This is a genomic window from Vibrio ichthyoenteri ATCC 700023 (assembly GCF_000222605.1).
Taxonomy (GTDB): domain Bacteria; phylum Pseudomonadota; class Gammaproteobacteria; order Enterobacterales; family Vibrionaceae; genus Vibrio; species Vibrio ichthyoenteri.
This window is the reverse complement of sequence record NZ_AFWF01000031.1, coordinates 1-19,205: the sequence shown is the minus strand read 5'-3', so window position 1 is coordinate 19,205 and position 19,205 is coordinate 1. Positions and strand designations below refer to the sequence as shown.

The following is a 19,205-nucleotide window of genomic DNA, read 5'->3' as shown; positions in this document are numbered from 1 at the left end:
TGCTCTCTTATTCTCAACGTGAGTAATGACTCACTACTGATATTTTTCCATAAAATAGATCACGTTGTTCGATCCAGATGACACCCCAAAAGTTGCCATTGCTTGCGGCGCTTGCCAATAACTCGATTGACTACCACATTCACTTGGTGCGCTGCTTGATGCACTACCATCAATTTGCCAACAATAACCCAACCATTTTTCACTCCCTTCACTGAACATCAATGGTACTTTGGCGTAGCCCGGTGCATCACCACCGATATAGGTCGTCATGGTTCCGCTGGAAATGCCACCAACCTCCATCGAGCCGGTAAGGATCGTGGGTGTCGCTTCGCCGTTTTGGGCAGGGTGCACCTCAATGTCAGTGACCTTAGGTAAGGAGGCTATACCGCTAGAACCGATTTGCGACCACTTATCCCATTCATTAACCGCAAAGCGATTGTCATGCCAGTATTCGGCTCGAATTGCCATTGGCAATAATTGCTCGATCGGACCTGCAGTATTTTTAATCACTAAACGGCCAAAACGCACATCGATAGACTCGCCAAGAGGAATCGGTTCACTACCAACATCATGATTGAGATCACTGGTATGATAAACTGGTACTGAGCGTCCCGCGACATTGCTAGAAACGTTTGCCTGTAACGTCACATCAGTAAGTGGTTGCTTACAACCAGCATCTCGATAAAAAGCATAAGCGTGATTGGCTAACTGCCATTGCCCTTGTAACCAAGGCTGATCAATATCCATAGGTTGATTACTTTCATCGACCAAAAGAAGTTGATGACAACTTGGCACGGCAGTATCGCCATAATCTAGACTAACCGTCGCGAGCTGGGGCTTTTCTATCGCGCTTAATTTACTCGCATCATAGAATGAAAGCACCTTGTTGTTGGCGCTTTTTGCCAACACTGAAACGGCAACATCAACATCCGGTTTACCAAAGTACGTCCATGGCTGACCATCGTGTGTCATCGGCGCTGAATAGTGACTAGCAAGCGACAAATAGTGTGGGTAGAAATAGCCAACTTCTCGCTGATTTTTCAACGTTTCAGGCGCTTTTTGCGTATCCAAAAATTGGCTTAAACCCGTTTGCCCATGATAGCTATCTACTGCCCAACGAGTTTCAATGCTACCAACATTATCGTATTCAAATTGATTACTTAAAACGCCTTGGGTAAACACTCGATTAAACCCATTTGGCGAGCTTAAACTCACCGTACTCGCCGCTTGACTACTTGGCACTAGCACCTTGTCACTAAACCCTTTTTCGCCACTGGCGAGTGCCGTAGCGAAGTTACGGGTAACGTCCCCCCCTTTTTCAACCGCCGCGACTTCAACCACAAATGGGGAACCGGCGGAAACAAACGGTTGATTGCGTCCTTGGCTTTCAAGCTTACTATTAGTCGCTTGATAATTTCGCTTCACCACCAATGCATAAGGGTTCACTGTTAAGCTGATATCGGCCGCTTTTGGCAAACCTTCGGGTAACTGGTAATTCGCCTCAATATTCAAAGAGCCTGCTTCTGAGTAACTCGCCGGTAAAACTTCACTCACCCCATTCGAAAATGAAATAGTCCTTGTTTCACCACCTGCATTTAGCGCCTTTCCTTGCATTACGAGATTGCCAAGGAAAGGATCTAAGCCTTGGTTGTAGCTTAATTTAAAGGATTGGTCACCCTGATAATCAGTATCAATGCCACAACGCGCCTCATCTTCCAAAGCGATTTTACGCATCAGTTGCAGCTTAAATTCTTCCCCTGCCTTGTAAAATTGTGGCGCTTGAACTGGAACGATCTTAAAGCCGGTCTTACTAAACTGCGCAGAATCGCTGTCTTGACCTACATTGGTTGCACTCGCATTCAACGTTACCGGGCCCATCTCTGAATCCGTCGCGACCCAAATTGAACGAGTCAGGCTGCCATTTTTGCTAAACAAGATCGTTTTACCGTTGCCAGAACAGCGACTATGACCACTTGCTTGCCCTCGTCCAAAAGGCGCAGCATCAAACCAACATGCACTCGGCGCATTTTCAAAACTGACCTCCACATTGACATCTTCAGACAGTTGCCCGCCATCAACATCCAATGCAATACGATACTCCGCGACTTCACAAGTCAATGGAGAGCCTGGTGCCGTCACTTTAATCCCTTTGATTGGCGTACCAATCGTGAAGCTGTGGTCCTCCACTTCCCCAGCAGGTGCTTCGCCATAAGGGCTATTCACCGGTTGATTGGCATAGCGCACACGAATATAGCCACGAGAGCCCGCATTACTTGGCACGGTCAGACCTTGTTCTAAACGCATCGGACGCCATTGATTGTCATTACCCCAGTTAATCCAAGCAGAAGCATGCCCTCCACCACGCTTATCCACCTCCACGGCGTAACTGCGTTGTGGGATCAGTGATTCATTGCGTAAATCAATCACGTTACCTGTCGCTTTATCTTTAATTTTTACACCGTCATCTGAAAGGTCTGAAGCCGCATAAACATCATGACCAGGGCCTAAATCGGCTGACCAAGCATGTCCTAACCTCAATGCATCATTGGTTCCTAAATGCCTAGCCGGATTGCCACCTTCTAAGACTTCCGGAACATCGCCATAATCGGCGTGAATCGCACAGCCACCGGCATCGTTACTGGTGGTTGACTCCTCAAGCCCGCGCAGTTCAAATCGAATTTGTTGTTTGGCGATGTCAACCGAGTACAGCGCCGTGGTTGGCGTATCAATTTCAACTTGATCCAATTTGCCATTTTGGTTTAAGTCATGGAGTCCACCATTGGCCATTGCAAACAAAATACCGCCTTTGTTAATGCCTATCCCGCCCGCACCAAGTTTTCCATCGTAACTTTTCGGCCAAATAGCTGCGCCACCATGATCAGAATTCAGCACCAGCGTTAATGGCAAACTGATGTAACTACCCGCTTTTTCAGCAGCAGAGATATCTTGTAAGGCGATGCGATATAAATGCTTAAATGTTGCCGACAAAGCATACACGTAGCGGCTATCATTACTTTGCGGGTTGAAAGCAAAGTCAGCGCTCCAAGGTGTATTCTGCTTACTTGGGATATCGAGTGGAATGGTGTCAAACACCCCCGTAGCTAAATCAATACGCACCAACGTGTGCCACGAACCTCTGCCAACAATAAGATAACGGCCGTCAAGACTCACATCCCCTGAATTCGGTCGAGATAAGCGACTATTGCTGTTATCAGCCATTTTTTTGGTTTCAAAGACTTCATTTGCTCTGAAGGTATAACGATTGCCATTTTTATCCTCAATCATCACCCCATCATGCGCCGCTCTCAAAGGGACGAGATGAATAAACTCGGCGGCTGGATTGCGACTTTGATCGGCAACAAAGAGGTGCACCTCACACCCAGATCGGCTGCCCGATGCACAGCCATAACGGCTATCAGAACCAACCCCATAAGTGAGACCATCGATTGGGTTTAACCCCACCACTTTGATTTCATCCGTAGATAGCGCAGAGTTGATATCTTCAATCGCTAACTGACCACCATCTGCAACCCATTTAGCGTATTGATAACGGCCTTGATTGCCCGCTTCCTTTACCTGAATAAAGCCATCACAGCGTCCCGGTTGAGGCATCAGATCTTCATCGGTAAAATAAACTAGATGATCTTCCACCTCGCCATATTGGCTACTCGACGACGAGCCTTGCGATAAAACCAACCGCATAAACGATGAGTCTTCCGCAGTCCATTTGTTGGGATTAATGCCATTCCACGTCAAGGTAACACTTTGAATACCTGCTTTTGACGGAATGTTTTGTGGTGCAGCTTGCTCTTTATTTTCCATCACCCCATCACGATTAAAATCAATCCACGCATAGAGTTTGGCGGGTTTTCCCGTGTTGTTGACCACTGTCAGATCAGTAACTTCAACTCGATGCTGCTTTTTCAGAATCACAGGGCTTGCGAAAGTACGCTCATCATTAAATCCAGATTGATCATCACCACTGGCAGATTCAGAGATTTGCGCGGCTACCTCGGTATCAGGTGCTTCTTCGCCAATATACAGATGAGGAGCAACCTCATAACGAACCTGATTTAATTGGCCATATCGGCTAGGTAAATCACCATAATCGTAACCAATTTCACAACCAAATTTGGCGTTATCTAAAATGTTGCCAGATGACGCGACACTCGGGAGGTTAGAGCGGAAGGCAATACGAGTGACATGCTGACCCGAAGGCACAGTGTAAACACCGGCATATTTAACCCACTGATCTTGGCCATCAATAACTTTCTCTTCAACCAACTGACTATTAGGACTGCCAAACAGCAATGATATTTGATCATTTTTACGATCATTTGGCACGGTACGATTAGAGTAATCAAACGACCAACGAATTTTGTCACCCGGTTTCGTTACAATGTCTTGATACATCATAGTTGGGTTATAAACGTTCATTTCCGCCACATTGTAGCTACCATCCGACGAAGGTTGCTTCACATAATAGTCATAACGGTTAAACTCAATATTGCTCCGGCGCGGTTCAACTGGAAGATAGTCTTGTGGGTTGAGTGTCGGATCAAGTTGTTCAATCGACCAACCTGCAACCGAACTTTCTGGCGTATCCCAGCCGTTATGCTCTTTTTCCGTAAAGAAGTGTTCAAAAGAACCATTTTGCAAGCCAGCTTCACAACCTGCCACTTCCAATGAAGGCGCTGCTATCCATACTCGATAGTCTTCCACTTCACCATCTGGCGCGGGTCCAGTAGGCTGAGAAATTGTCTCTTCATCGGTGGAATAACGTACTCGCAACCAACTTTCGCCATGCACATCATAGGCGGAAAGGTGTAGATCACTGATTAGATTGGAACCGGCGTGCACAGCCTGACTAGCAAGTAATTGCTCAGATACAAAGCGGCGATTTCGTTCAAAACCTTGCCAGCTCCCGTCTTGATTTTTATCTAACCAAATAGAAACAAAGCCGGCTTTTGATGCATTAATTAGAATTTGGTTGTTAACTTGCTGCTCATGACCATTTTTATCCAAGTAACCTGTGATCAACACAGGCATTGACGATTGATTGACTTCGTTGTTATACGGATTAATAACAACACCATCGTCTTCTTGATCGGCAGTCGCGTAACGTGACGGTTGACCATCACTTTCTTCATCAATATGAAACGCACAGGCACTGTTGCTTGCACCAACCGGTAATAAGCAGGTATCCGTTTTTATCGCATGGCGCGCGCCGTTATCTGCTTTCAAAACCTCAAAGCGAGCATGTCCCCAACCGGTTCGTAAATCGTCGTTGGGCGCATCGCCATAGTCAAAGTGACCATCCCCACCTGCAATGATCACCTGACCCATTTCTGAAGTATTGCCACACTTATCAATAGAAATTGAGGTGACAGGGTCTCCAGCAGCAAAGCGCGAATTATCGAGGTTACAGCTGGTAATTTCACCGCGACCATTTAAACGGCAGTTACCGAGAAATGCGCTTCCTTCTATCGTCGAATTGCTGGCTTGACCGTTAGCTTTATAAAGTTCAACGGTCACATCCGTTATATCTTGGTTTTTGCAACTTAGATAATGCTCACCGATGTTACTTAAAGAAACTCGCCCTGTGACGATTCCGGATTCCGACACATTTTCTAAAATAGGATAGTCAATGCCTTCATTACTGATATCGCCCCCCCAAGAATAGTGACCATCATTTTCCGAATGTTGGCCAATAGCCTCATTTAGACGTAGATCGATCGCCAAACCTCGAGTATTAGAAAATGTATTTTGGCTAATACGGTTACTATGACCGTAATACACACGCACACCCGAGACTAGCCAGCTAGCAGGTGCCGGAGCGGGGTGGTTTTTTCCGGTATCAAAGAATGCATTGCCAGTCACTTGGTTGTTATCAGATGCGTACAGGTATACCGCGGCGGCTTGGTCTTCATGTAGCTCAGCATTCACAGTGTCGTTAAATATATTGCGTGAAATGATGTTTTCGTCACTACGTAACAGCTTCACTCCCGAGTCACGAGTATGGTTGAAGCTGTTTTCAATAATTTCGACCTCTTCGCTTCGATCTAGATAGATGGCATCATCGAAATAATTCCAGTTCATCCCTGCGATGCGAATATCTTCACTGTTGGTAATTTTTATCCCGTAATCACCTTGCTGAGGTGTGTTTCGACGGTTATTGAGTGTAAGTGGTCGCCCACTACCTAAACGAACACGAGCATCGACATAAGTGTCGTCAGTATCGTAAATTTCCAGCGGTGATTGCAGGACAATCTCACCCAATTGATGGGTAAAAATCGCATTATCAACGCCGCTTGGATGCCAATCTTGACGCAGCTCTTCTTTTTCTATACGAGTAGGATTGCGCCCTGTGGTTAAGTAACGAGTATTAAGCAAGAACTGACGCAATGAGCCCACGCCTGAGTCGTGATTATTGCTCACGACGCTATAGCTAAAACCGATATTGGCATCGAAAACATTTCCGCCACGAACCACGACTGTACGTTGATAGCTATCGCTTACATACGGCCACACCTGAACCGGAAGACACTCATTACAGTCACCACGTTCTGAATAAATTTGCCCATCTTTATCAGCGCCCATAGGACGAACGTTCGGCAACGTTAAAACGTAAGTTCCATTAGGAATGTCGCTAAACCAAAATTGGCCGCGACCATCCGTACGAGCGTAAAAAACTCGATTTTGGTTGTAATAATTGGCCAACTTAACATCGATAGACATTCTGTCCATCGCCACCATACCGTTAGCACCAGGATAGAAATCACGCGATTGGCCACCGAAATCATAGTGTTCAAAGACAAAACCGGAAACCGAATAACCATAATAATGACGATTGCTATTGCCTTGATTGTGGTTATTTTTCGCCAAGATAAACGGTGAGAAAAATAACCCTAACATCAACAAGTACAGCTTCTTTTTCACGGTCTAACCTCTACTTCAAATTTACGGCTCACTCGATACGCCTGCTCGGAACATATGGCAGTGGAGGTGACTATCGTCGCCTCGCCATTTGGCGTACATGTCGCCTCAAAACGGCAATTGGGGTACGCCGCTAGTTGATAACTAGGTAAGCACTCGCCCGTCCTTTCACCGCCATCTACAGGAACCAGCTCATATACCAAGCGCTCAACTAATGAGCGTGCTCCCCAATATGCGCGAGTGCTCAATACTTCATAAGTATTGGCCTCCGTCGAACGCTGATTAAGCTGAAACAATTGCGCTGCAAAAAAGGTCGCGATGATCATGACAAACAAAATCACCATCAACGCGCTCCCTTGCTGTGATCTATTGGCCATTGAGGATTTGTGCATTTTGCATAAACTCCACTGTTTCAGTGCCTTGATTAACCTTTAGCGAGAATTTCATGCTAGCGGTGCTTGAATAGGTTCCATTGAATCCTAAAGAAAAAACGCCTTGGCTTGTGTCTACACCTCGGGCAAAAGGCACCCATGCCTGACCATTTGAAACGCCTTGTCCTGCAACATCGATCGGATAATCAGGGTAGTAACGTAATAGCGAGGCCTGAGCACACATTTGTCGTGCAAACGGCCGATAGACAAACAACCGGTTTGATGGGCTGACCGGCCTTCTAAAAATGCTTTCGCTGACGGTAAGTGATTGAGCATTTACCGATTTCAAACTGTAAATCTGGCTATCAACGTTGGCTCCTAAGTACAACTCATCAGACTGCTTAGGATAAATACTCACTAAGCAAGGCTGTGCCGAATCAGTAAAACACTGTGCCAATAGAGATTGGCGAATCGGGTGAGCCAGAGGAATAACCGTATCGGTATGACGAACATTCAGATCCAGTTGTTCAGGAATAAACTCCCCCACATACAGCAGCGGAATGTATTCAATACATTGCCCTTGGTCTAAAACTCTTGGGCTTAACGGCACAGTGTTAGGCAGCTCACGCATGAAACGCGCCAACACAAAACGTGCTTCTTCCAATGCCGACAAACGATATTTTGAGTCCATATATAGCGTTGAACTGGTTACGCCGTAGTTCATTAAACCAATACTAATAATGCCGATGATGATCATGCTCACCACCATTTCGATCAGAGTGAAAGCTTGCAGCTTCTTCATCAGTAGTTACTCCTAAACGCATTGAACGTTAAGGGCTGACCATTTTCACCACGCTGGATGGATAGTGAAACTTGCTTGGTCGGTGTCGGCGCACTCCCCAATGGCAACGCTTGAAACTGATCATTGGCATAACGAACAGTGATAGTGACAAGGAAGCCTTGAAAAGGTCCTGCAACATTAAGCCCAAAAGCATTAATGGGTAGAGCCACGCCTTTCGTATCGTAATCATCAAAGTCATCACGTAATCCATTGACGTCATTACTATCGAGTCCAAATTGAGTGGAGCACGGTAGCAATTCACTTCCACAGCGCTCGATATGTTGGATATTGATCTCGTCGAACTCACGCGAATACATTTCTTGCAATAACCATGTTGCCAGTTGTGAAGCTCGCTGTTGCGTGAGCGCATCAGCGCCTTGTACCGCAGCAGGTGCGAGTAATGAAGAAAAAGCAATCATCAAAAATCCGGCCAAACAAATGGCCATGATGTTCTCAATCAAACTAAAACCGTTTTGGCGTTGTTTTTTCACAGATAACATTCGATGAGATTTATAGACAGCCATCGACGTATCCTTGTTGGTAGACAATGATCTGCTTACTCGCTTCTTGCGGTGAGGAAAGATTAATCAAAGCTTGGTTGTTGCTGGAATGCGCAGCACTGACAAAGCGCCCCATCGAATCAAATGAAAAAGTTTGTGGTGAGAAACGAATACCACGCTGCTGATCTTTATCGCTGATCGTCACCAAACGGCTGCAAAATGGCCCAGTGCAATTAGGATTATCGTTAAGAGCCAGATTGGCGTTATGCCACTTCAACACAGTTGGCATAACAATAATTTGATAAGCAGAGCTGGTCGCGACATCATTCATCGCTTGGGTTTGAACTCTCCGCACTGCTGCTTTTGCCACATGACAGTAACTAGGCAGTGCAAAACCCGAGATAGACGGAAGCCTCGTGTAGGCCACGGCTCCTAAGATAGACAGAATAATTATCGTCACCACCAGCTCAACTAAGGTGAAACCAGTGATTTTTCGAGATTTGGGCAGCATAAGCGATGAAAAACAACATCAATCTATTTAATTTTTATCACTTAATTCTAACGTTAATTGCTCTTTGTTACACAATTAATTTGGATGCAAATCACATAAAATAAGCCTTTTATCCATACTTTGGTGAAAACTAAGGTTTCACGGTCAATTAACCACCAAATTAACACCAATTTTCAAACAAATACCGTCAACAAAACCAACAATGTTGCAGACCGATTTATTATTCATTGAACTTCTAAAATTCACATGAAAACAACCCCCTCAGCGAGTACATAACACGATATTTTCCAAGCCGCACTACGTTCATATCACACCAAGGAATGTGTTCTTTGGTCGCCTAATTACCAAAAATAGGCACAAAAAAAGGCCACCTCTGATGTGCGACCTTAGTTTGCAATGGATTAAGTTTTACTTAAACGAATCTAACGTGTACTCGTAATCTTTGATGCGTTTTTGATAACGAACCGTGTGAGTTTTTAGGTATTGTTGGACTTTTAAATCGACTTGTTTAATCTGCTCGGGTGTTAAAATTTTCGATACTTCATCATAAAAAAACTTAACAGTCTCGTGACTGCTCTCTTTCCCTTCTTGCCCCATAGCATCTACATAAATTTTATAATAGTAGGCTGACAATTCTTCGTTCTTATTGGTTCGATAGAATGATCCGAGAGCTCGAATAACAGCAGCATCACCGACTTCCAAAAGCTCATCAATAATAGCCTGATACCCTTTGATATCCCCTCGGTCTTGAAGTAGATAAGCATAAGAACGCATAGCAGGCCAATAACCTGAATCTGCTGCTGTTTTTAAAAGACGTTCAATTTCTTTCTCACGCTTACCGGGAATCAGAAACCAACCATCGCCCATCTCATAGTGTCGTGCAAGTTGATGCTGTGAGAATTCGTCTCCCGACTCAGCGGCTTCAACTAACCAATCAAACGAAACCGATTCATCTTCGAAAGCGGTTAGCATTGAAAGCAAGCGCATCGCCAACGCATCATCTTTATTTGCTTGTCGCTCTAGTATTGGAGTCACTTTTGTTCGCCAATACTCGCGGCCACTCAATGCTCTTCGACTCGATGCGGCAACCATCGCTAATATATTACCTAGTTCCGCAGATTTTAAAGTGTATTCATGTTCTCCTTCTGACTGAATAAATGTATTGGAGAACAACATTGAAGCATACATTGCTGCGGCCGGAGAATGATTATGGTCTGCCGCAAACTTTAATAGTGGTTTGGCTTGATTGTATTTATTCTGTTGATAGAGCAGCGTACCTTGCTGGTAAGCTTGCTCTGGTGTTAGCTCATCAACTGACTGGTTGGCATGAAGTAGCGATGAAAAACCAAAACAAAAGCGACTAAGATAAATCTATAATTTAACGATTTCATTAGTACGTTCCCCATGCTTTCATTTTGCTTCGCTTATGATTTGCTACTTTCATTTTAAGTTCATCCTCTTGTGCACAGACATTCGAGTACAATGGCAAGACAATATAATCTAAATATCGTTGAACTTTTATCAATGCTCGTTGCCTATCATCGGTGAGTTTATCGTCTGCTGTTAGACTCACACCTTTTTTTAAAAATAATTCAACTTTCTCTTTAACCTCTTTAAAATCGAGCAAGCGTCCTTCTTTATATTCTGAGGTCTCATCAGGCTCTGTGCGTGCAAACGCCTCTTCAACCAATCGATGAATAATTACCTTTGCAGGATCCGTCGCCAACCAATGTAATATATTTGCGAGTGCTATTTGCTGCATCGCTAATACTTGGTTTTCCAAGTATTTAATGTCTCGACCTTTCGCTAACTTCACATAAATTTCTTCTGGCTCTCTCAACAAAGTACCAATCAACGGCCCTAGAGCTTCTGGATGCATTAATCGAACCCAATCTCGTAAAAATGTTTCATCACCTTGATAGAGTGTGTAAGCAACAAGGCCTGCGCGGTCGCTGTCAAACACACTCAATATGTTATCTAACGTATCTTTGCCTTTGGCTAAAAAACCATAGGGGTCAGACGCTAAGTACAAAAGAGGCCGCGATGTGCGACCTTGGTGGGGATTGAATCATTGAAAAGAATCTAACGTGTACTCGTAATCCTTGATGCGTTTTTGATAACGAACCGTGTGAGTTTTTAGGTATTGTTGGACTCTAACATCGACTTGTTTAATCTGTTCAGGGGTAAGAGGTAGAGCCGCTTCATCATAGATTGACTGAGCTGCTTTATATCCACTTTGCTTGCCTTCATTGCCCATAGAATCGAGATAAATTTTGCTGTAATACGCAGCTAACTCATATTCCCTGGCATCAACATAGCTACCCGAAATCCCCAAAATTGATAATGCGTCTCCAGCTTCAACTAGCTCATCGATGATTGATTGATAGCCTTTAATATTACCGCGCTTTTTAAGGCGATCTGCATAATCGAGCATACCTAGCCAATAACCTGAATCAGCAGCGGCTTTGAAAAAACGTTCGGTTTCTTTTTCTCGTTTGCCAGGAATAAGAAACCAGTCATCGCCACTTCCATAACGCCTCGCTAGCTCATGTTGGGCAAAAGCATCCCCCGCTTCTGCTGCTTTTTTTAACCAATCGAATCTCTCATCATGACTATCAGAGCTGCCAGATAAAAGACTCATAGCAAACGCATTACCTTTATCTGCAAGGTCATTTAGTACACGATCACTCTTAGCACTCCATAAGTGACTCTTACCATTTATGGAACGTGCGCTTCCTGCCTCTAACATACCTATTATGCTGCCCATCTCCGCGGCTTTAACAATGTATTCTGATTCTTCTTCCGTTTGAATAAACAAGTTGGCATAAAATGTATCGGCATACATCAATGCTGCTGCTGGATAGCCGCGATTAGCAGCCTGCTTTAAGAGTGGTCTCGCTTGCGTATATTTGTTTTGTTGATAGAGCAGCATACCTTGCTGGTAAGCTTGCTCAGGTGTTAGCTCATCAATAGCCGAATTAGGGAATGCCATTGAAGCACTACTAATACAAAGTGCCAATATTAATAATCGCCATATCCTAAGCATTTCATTCTTCCTTAAAAAATCATACAAGGATAAAAAGCCCGTTACATACGGCCTTAGAGAGCATTGAACTATTTAAACGAATCGACGGTATACTCATAATCTTTGATTCTTTTTTGAAAATGCACCGTGTGGTTTTTCAGATACTTATTAACCTTTTTCTTTACTTGATTTACTTGCAAAGGCGTCAATTCTTTTATAACTACATCATAAAAAAACTGAACTGTCTCGTAACCATTATTTTGCCCTTCGTTACCCATCGTATCTAAGAATATTTTATAATAATAAGCTGATAGTTCAGCTTTTTTAGCCATTCGGTAATGTGCTCCGAGGCCTCGAATAGCCTCCGCATCACCAATAGCCACAAGATTATCGATAATGTATTGATACCCTTCAATGTCACCTCGATTTTCTAACCGGTAAGCATAGTCAAGCATAGCTGGTCGATAACCTGAATCTGCTGCTGTTTTTAAAAGGCGTTCAATTTCTTTCTCACGCTTACCGGGAATTAGAAACCAGTCATGACCATTTTCGTATCGTTTGGCTAGCTCATGCTGTGAGAATGCATCTCCAGCCTCTGCTGCTTGTTCCAGCCAACTAAGCGCTTCCGCTTTATCTTGAAAGATAGTCAATACATAAAATAAACGCATCGCTAATCCATCATCTTGAGCAGCTCTTTGTTCTAGTATAGGGATTACTTTATTTCTCCAATACTCTCTATCTGCCAATGCTCGCCGGCTCGATGCGGCAACCATCGCAAATACATTACCCAGTTCCGCAGATTTTAAAGTGTATTCATGTTCTCCTTCTGACTGGATAAATGTATTGGAGAAAAACATTGAAGCATACATTGCTGCCGCCGGAGAATGATTATGGTCTGCCGCAAACTTTAATAGTGGTTTGGCTTGATTGTATTTATTCTGTTGATACAACAATGATCCTTGTTGATAAGCCTGTTCAGGGGTTAGTTCGTCGATTGGCTGGTTTGCATGAAGTAGCGATGAGAAACCAAACACAAAAACTACTAAAATAAATGTATAACAATTTAACCATTTCATTAGTACGCTCCCCATGTTTTCATTTTGCTTCGCTTGTAATCCGCTACTTTCATTTTAAACTCGTCCTCATGTACACAAACATAGTTATACAAAGGTGAGGTGATCTCAACTAGATTTCGCTCAGCCGTTATTAAAGCCTTTTCTCTCTCTTGATTAAGTAAAGATTTTTTATCTAACGCCACCTTTCGAATTAAAAATAACTCAACGTTCTCTGTAACATCTTTAAAATCAAGCAAGCGCCCTTCTTTATATTCTGAGGTTTCATTTGGCTCTGTGCGCGCAAACGCTTCTTCCACCAAACGATGAATAATTACCTTTGCAGGATCCGTCGCCAGCCAACGTAATATATTCGCCAATGCAATCTGCTGCATTGCTAAAACAGCTGTTTTATTATAGTTAACAATGGTACCCATACTTTCAATATCGACTTCCTTCGGCTCTCTCAACAACGTGCCAATCAACGGCCCTAGAGCTTCTGGGTGCATCAAACGAACCCAATCTCTCAAGAAAGTTTCATCGCCTTGATAGAGTGTGTAAGCAACAACGCCTGCGCGGTCACTATCAAACACACTCAAAATGTTATCTAACGTATCTTTGCCTTTGGCTAAAAATAGCCCGATCTGCAACTGGCTATACAACATTGAACGACTGAGCATACTCATGGTATTAAAGGTTTCGCTGTCAGCAATTTCAATACGTTTATAATTGCATTGCCTTAATAACCTTTGAAACTGCCAAACCCACGCACTGAGGCCATCTGGGTTGATAGCACCTTCGACGATAAATTTTGCCCCGACATTCTCTACTTGCATACCAATGAGTATTTTTTTATCGGCTAATCGAAAATAAAACGGCCATTTTATCTCTTTGGACACTTCTGCTTTCGCGGCCATTTTCGCTAACGTCATCGGCTGCGATTGATCATCGATAAGATAATCAGGAATCGCGTGCTTCCCTTGAGGTAAATGCCAGTCGATGTAGCAGGCCAACTCAACACCCAATTGAGCTTCCGCTTTCAGTTCAACGAGCTCTGTTGTGAGTACTTCGCTACCTAGATGCTTTTTCTGTTGATAAACGTTACTAAACTCCAAACCATTCGAGCCATATTTAACGCCCGCTCCTAAAGCCAAGTTCGCACCCGCAAAACCATACGCTTTAATAGAAATCCGGTTTTGTAATGCACCAAAACAAAAGATTGTTGTTTTTTGTTCGCCGTTGTCCATGTAGTCAACATCAAGTTCACGGTTTGGCTTAACATCAGCGGCTGAAGGGTAGTAGAGATATTTTTGGCCGCTCATAGCTTGCACTAGGTTTATTTCTCCGCGCGCAAGTACCACTTCACCTTTCACTTCCATTTTTTTCTCTATAGCACTCTCGCTTGAAAAAAGATCACTCTTTACTTCAAGCTTAGTGTTTATCTCAGCGCCAGCATTCACATCTAAGGTCACAAAACGGAAAAACTGCCCCTGAAGTGAGCCATCAAATGGGTCGATCCTTTTTCTCAGCTCATCAGAGTAAAGCACTTGTTCTAATGTGGCCTGCCACTCTTTCGCCTGACCGTAGTCTTCACCTAAAGCTTCAATCTGAATATTATTCTTAGTGAGCGAGTGTTTAAATTCATCATAAAGAAACAGACCACGCTCATCAAACCAGCCCTTCTCTATTGGAAGGCGGTCGACATACTGCCTCATGGCCGTATAAAAAGCGGTATCATTTTTAAGCGTTGCTGACCAATCCGGTTTTGCTGTCGTTCCATCCACTTCAGGCTGTGCCAAATAGGCCAAACTGAAGTAACGTAATTGTTCGAACTGCCCCTCTCTACTTTTTGGGTTAGGCGTCCCTCGTAAATATTCACGTAGCGGAAATTGATCGGTAAACACTCTATCTGAGGGCTTGGTTTTATAATCCGATGGGTTCCAAAGCAAAAAACAAGGGTTGCCCATCTTCGCTATCGCTATTTGAGCTTGTTGATGCAATTGCTTCGCTTTACTTCTTAAACTCTTAAGCACCTCATACTCTTCACGCAAAATGTCTTTTGGCGGGATAGCGTAATGATTGGTCGAACTGTCTAACGCTTTCAGCCTATTTTGGAGTGATTGTTCAAAGTTATCCGCGTCAATCATGTAGCGATGGTATTCAGCCAGCAAGCTATGGCCATCGTCACCAGATATATTCGCCAAAGCGAATTCTGGCGTCGCAATACCGGCCAAGGCTAAATGTTCTATTGCGTCGGTTAACTTTTCTAACATCAGTGATTTTTTTGCTAACGATAATTCACTTCTACTCAGTGCCAATTCCGCCGCTTTATGTACATCATAGCCTTTAGGAAGGCTTTCAATAAAAGCTTTGGTCTGAATGATGCGTTGTTCTAGATTATTAATTTGCTCTTGCGGTGTATTTTCTCTCTCTTCAGCAAAGACATGTCGCGCCTGTTTATATTGTGCGATGAATTGTTTGATTTTGGTTTCTTTCGGCGAATAAAGAGTCTCTTTGTCCCACACATAACCTTGCTCTTTTGCGGCTTTTCGGCCTTTTTTTTGATAATGTTCAATCTGCTCTGTGTGATAAATGTATAAATCTTGCCATCCTTGTCCTGTAGCAAATTGACCTTGTGACTCGTGATACTTCGCGGCGTTTTTAGGTGCCTCTGCTAGCCACTGCTTTTTTTCTAAATAATCAGCCTTATCTTGATCGGATAAAAAACTGCTTGGTTCAGTGCTTAGTAATCCATCTATCACGCCTGCTTGCGCCAATGCGGACATAACATTATCTTTGCCTCTGTCCTTTATCACGCTTTGCAGTTTTTTTTCTGCATCATCAAGAAAATCACAAGCGTCTTCAGTCAATAAATAGAAATAATCGCCATCCATCAAATAGGCGATATCTTTATATTTCTTCGGTTGTTTTTCAGGTTTACATACAGAAATCGGTAAAGCGGGGTTTAGCGGGAAAGGACCACTGCTCGGGGCAACGTCAATACTAGGTAATTCTATTTTAGAGTTAGACATGAGTAATCTCCGCAGATTGACTAACAAGCGCCTGTGCGCTCTGCCACTTTTCATTATTTGAAATTGGATTGTTTAATAGCGAAAGCCATGATGGTTCAGTCATGATTGACGTATTTAGTGCAAGCCACTCTGCCCACTGCATCATTTTCTTCGCAGAGAGAGTCTCTTGAGTCGTCAGTTTTGCTAATGATTGCGCCGCCAGTTTTACCTCAACCAACGTTAAGTTTTGCCATGCTTTGGTTTTTGCCAACAAATAGGCAAGATGTTCGGCGATCACCGCTTGAGAATCTTCTGGTGCAATCCGAAGAGTTGATGGTTTGATACAGTCTGTTTTGTCAAACTCAAGCCATTGTTCACCTTTGTAGCAGGGCAACCAAACCTGACTGCAACCTCGCCAGCAATGGGAAAGTTCTGGGCTATTCAATATTACATGTGCCATTGCAGGTGCAAAAAAGCGCATAAATACCTTTCCCTCAGAATCATGCTCAGCGAGTAGCATTTCACCTAACGTTTGGTTGAGTTGATCTATATCGTCATTACTTGCGACAACACAACCAGACAAGCACTTAAAAACATCATCAATAAGCGCGCGACTTTGCTCCGTCAATTTAACGAGCTTAGGGCTGTGGGGAATTAACTCTTGATAAGGCGTACCTCGAAAAAGACGACGAAACTCCATCCCATCGATGAGCTTAAAAAGAGCCAGTGAGTCTTGGTATTGATTCGGGTCAACGATGGCAAACAAAGACGCGCCTTGTTCAATTCGGGTTAATAGGTCTGTCGTTGTCATCATTTGCAACGGCACTCTTCGCCCAAGGTGCACGAACCATCACTTTGTTGTCCACAGATGGGTAGCATATAAACGCCAGCTTGCGCCGCTTTCAAAATTGCCGCACCAAATTCTGGAGTAACCGATAATGGCGGAGCCAATGGTGCTACCCCCAGCGGCAGCGCTGCCACTTGCCCTGCATAGCCACTACCGCTACTTGCGCTGCCGCCTGAATTTAGATTGATTGCTGCACCCACAATGTGCACGCCCGCGGGGTCGATTTTTACAAAGCTGCCACCTGCTTTGACGGTGATCTCGCTGCCCGCTTCTATGACGACTTTTTCCCCGGCTTTGACGTGCACTTCACTGCCGACATCATTGACCCATAACTTACCGGTTTTAATGTGCATTGAGCCATCAACAATCAGCGTCTGATCTTTGCTGATCTTGCTGCGGCTTTCGCCTGCTACTGTTAGGTGATGATTGTTTTTTATTTCGCTAAAACGGTCGTTATCAATGGTGAGGTGCTTATCATGTTTAATGTGGGTGGTACTGTCGTTAAGCACATCCGCTTCAAAATCTTTTTGCGCATGCAGGTAGATTTTTTCTGCATCTGATTGATCTTCAAAACTGAGTTCATTAAAGCCTTCACCTTGATGGGTTTCGCTACGTAGCACCGTTTTGGTTTTGTGATCAGGTAACGTATAGGGGGAAACGTTGGTGGCATGATAAGTTCGGCCTGTCACAATCGGCTGGTCGGGGTCGCCATTGAGAAACTCAACAATCACTTCATGGCCAATACGCGGTATTGCCATCATGCCATATTGCGAACCCGCCCACCCTTGTGAAACTCGTACCCAACATGAGCTGTGTTCATTACCGTTGGAATAGCGATCCCACGGGAAATGCAGTTTTACGCGCCCATGTTCATCACAGTATATTTCTTCACCTTCTGGCCCCACTACAAGGGCAATCATCGACCCATCCACTTGTGGTTTTGCTTGAGGGACGGCGCGCCATACTTGTGTGGCGGGGATCAATTTGAAACTGTTGGTATAAGTTGTTGCGCCGCTGCCAGCCCCTTCTTCGAGTGCTTGTGGTTGTTCGCCTTTATGCGTCACTGAAACCACCAGCCACTCGCGGTTAAACTCTGGGTTTAGGTGATCTTGCAGATCAAATCGGTAGCCCGCTCGAAGCAAAGGCTGATTACTTTGTCCATTGGCGGTGTGCGCTTCTCTTCTCAGGTAATCTAATCGAATCTGGCTAAACGCCTTACCGCTTTGATCCTGTTTATAACGCCCTGGGTAATCAAAGTGCTCGTAGTCATCACGCTGATAATCCAGCTCGCTTGCTTGGGCATGTTGGGCAAAACGGTAGGTTGGTTTTTTAAAGCTACGATCATGCAGCGTCACTTGCGCCACTTCTGCTTGCGTGTGGCTTTGTAGGGCATGGATATACGGCGTGTCAGCAACCCCACCAGCCTGCGCATTATAGGTAACCGGCATTTCCAAACTCGGCAACAAGTCAGTTGCATCACTAAAAATTACCGAGTGTTTGCCATCAACATGTTCAAAACTGTATACCAACCCCTCTTCAGCGGCGAGGCGCTGAATAAAGGCTAAATCAGTTTCTCGATATTGAACGCAGAACTCTCGTGGCAAACACTCTCGTGTTAAAGCGAAGGCATAATCTTGAATACCCATCTCTTGCAACAACACCGAGATGATTTCAGGTACGGTTTGCAACTGGAAAATACGGCTGTTTTGCCTTAGAGATAACCGCTCTAGCGCAGGGACAATCGTGAGAGAATAAAAGGTGTGGTGGTGGCCGATATAGCCTTGAGAGAAACTGCGTACAATGCCATGCACGCGCTGCACATATTGGCCATTACGATACATTGTTAACTCGACGGGTTGATCGACGATGTCATCCGGCGTTAAGTCTGAACGAGGACTGGCAAGCTCAACTTGGTAGCGAAAGCCATAACAAGACTGATTAGCAAACTCACCGTCAGAGAGCGTCTCATGCCCTTCAAAGCTGCGTACGACTAAGCTATTATCTTCTAATCCATTAATTTTGATGGTAAATGCTAATGTCGCCATCGTTATTCCTTATTCTCTAAACGGCAAAGTCTCCGAAGAATCTCTATTTCTTCAGAGTTAAAGGCC

At 44.2% G+C, this 19,205-nt stretch carries 13 protein-coding genes; 1 reads left to right on the top strand and 12 read right to left on the bottom strand.

Going from position 1 to position 19,205, the window contains the following annotated elements; all coding sequences use genetic code 11:
* Positions 1-33: 33 nt before the first annotated feature.
* From RH85_RS03485 to RH85_RS03460, 6 genes are all read right to left on the bottom strand, one after another.
* Complete coding sequence (locus RH85_RS03485) at positions 34-6,939, bottom strand: DUF6701 domain-containing protein (protein ID WP_138956441.1); 6,906 nt, start codon at positions 6,937-6,939, stop codon at positions 34-36.
* Positions 6,936-7,328 (bottom strand): hypothetical protein, encoded by a 393-nt coding sequence (locus RH85_RS03480; protein ID WP_039948494.1) that lies wholly within the window; start codon positions 7,326-7,328, stop codon positions 6,936-6,938. The genes RH85_RS03485 and RH85_RS03480 overlap by 4 nt, the downstream gene beginning before the upstream one ends.
* Positions 7,303-8,109, bottom strand: coding sequence for a prepilin-type N-terminal cleavage/methylation domain-containing protein (locus tag RH85_RS03475; protein WP_006710813.1), 807 nt, complete (start codon positions 8,107-8,109; stop codon positions 7,303-7,305). The genes RH85_RS03480 and RH85_RS03475 overlap by 26 nt, the downstream gene beginning before the upstream one ends.
* The gene (locus tag RH85_RS03470) at positions 8,109-8,672 is read right to left on the bottom strand and encodes a type IV pilus modification PilV family protein (protein ID WP_006710812.1); all 564 of its coding nucleotides are present in this window, start codon (positions 8,670-8,672) and stop codon (positions 8,109-8,111) included. Before RH85_RS03470 ends, RH85_RS03475 begins: the two co-directional genes overlap by 1 nt.
* Positions 8,659-9,159 (bottom strand): pilus assembly FimT family protein, encoded by a 501-nt coding sequence (locus tag RH85_RS03465; RefSeq protein WP_006710811.1) that lies wholly within the window; start codon positions 9,157-9,159, stop codon positions 8,659-8,661. Before RH85_RS03465 ends, RH85_RS03470 begins: the two co-directional genes overlap by 14 nt.
* Positions 9,160-9,567: 408 nt before the next feature.
* A complete protein-coding gene (locus RH85_RS03460) occupies positions 9,568-10,335 on the bottom strand; it encodes an SEL1-like repeat protein (protein ID WP_006710810.1) in 768 nt (255 codons plus the stop codon).
* On the opposite strand from RH85_RS03460, the gene RH85_RS23390 reads away from it, so the two are divergent.
* Positions 10,335-10,523: a hypothetical protein gene (locus RH85_RS23390; RefSeq protein WP_006710809.1), complete on the top strand. Its 189-nt coding sequence runs from the start codon at positions 10,335-10,337 to the stop codon at positions 10,521-10,523. The genes RH85_RS03460 and RH85_RS23390 overlap by 1 nt on opposite strands.
* 26 nt (positions 10,524-10,549) lie before the next feature.
* On the opposite strand, the gene RH85_RS03455 is transcribed toward RH85_RS23390, so the two are convergent.
* The 6 genes from RH85_RS03455 to RH85_RS03430 all read right to left on the bottom strand — a co-directional run bounded on the left by RH85_RS03455 (position 10,550) and on the right by RH85_RS03430 (position 19,139).
* Positions 10,550-11,038: a hypothetical protein gene (locus tag RH85_RS03455; protein ID WP_241210351.1), complete on the bottom strand. Its 489-nt coding sequence runs from the start codon at positions 11,036-11,038 to the stop codon at positions 10,550-10,552.
* A gap of 189 nt (positions 11,039-11,227) precedes the next feature.
* Entirely contained in the window at positions 11,228-12,232 is a 1,005-nt protein-coding gene (locus RH85_RS03450) for a sel1 repeat family protein (RefSeq protein WP_241210350.1), read from the bottom strand.
* A 41-nt stretch (positions 12,233-12,273) separates the two neighbouring features.
* Entirely contained in the window at positions 12,274-13,260 is a 987-nt protein-coding gene (locus RH85_RS03445) for a tetratricopeptide repeat protein (protein ID WP_006710806.1), read from the bottom strand.
* Positions 13,260-16,268, bottom strand: coding sequence for a hypothetical protein (locus RH85_RS03440; protein WP_006710805.1), 3,009 nt, complete (start codon positions 16,266-16,268; stop codon positions 13,260-13,262). Before RH85_RS03440 ends, RH85_RS03445 begins: the two co-directional genes overlap by 1 nt.
* The gene (locus RH85_RS03435; protein ID WP_006710804.1) at positions 16,261-17,061 is read right to left on the bottom strand and encodes a DUF4123 domain-containing protein; all 801 of its coding nucleotides are present in this window, start codon (positions 17,059-17,061) and stop codon (positions 16,261-16,263) included. The genes RH85_RS03440 and RH85_RS03435 overlap by 8 nt, the downstream gene beginning before the upstream one ends.
* Positions 17,058-19,139 carry a type VI secretion system Vgr family protein gene (locus tag RH85_RS03430; protein ID WP_006710803.1) on the bottom strand — a complete coding sequence of 694 codons (2,082 nt, stop codon included), beginning with the start codon at positions 19,137-19,139 and terminating at the stop codon, positions 17,058-17,060. Before RH85_RS03430 ends, RH85_RS03435 begins: the two co-directional genes overlap by 4 nt.
* Between the last annotated feature and the right edge of the window lie 66 nt (positions 19,140-19,205).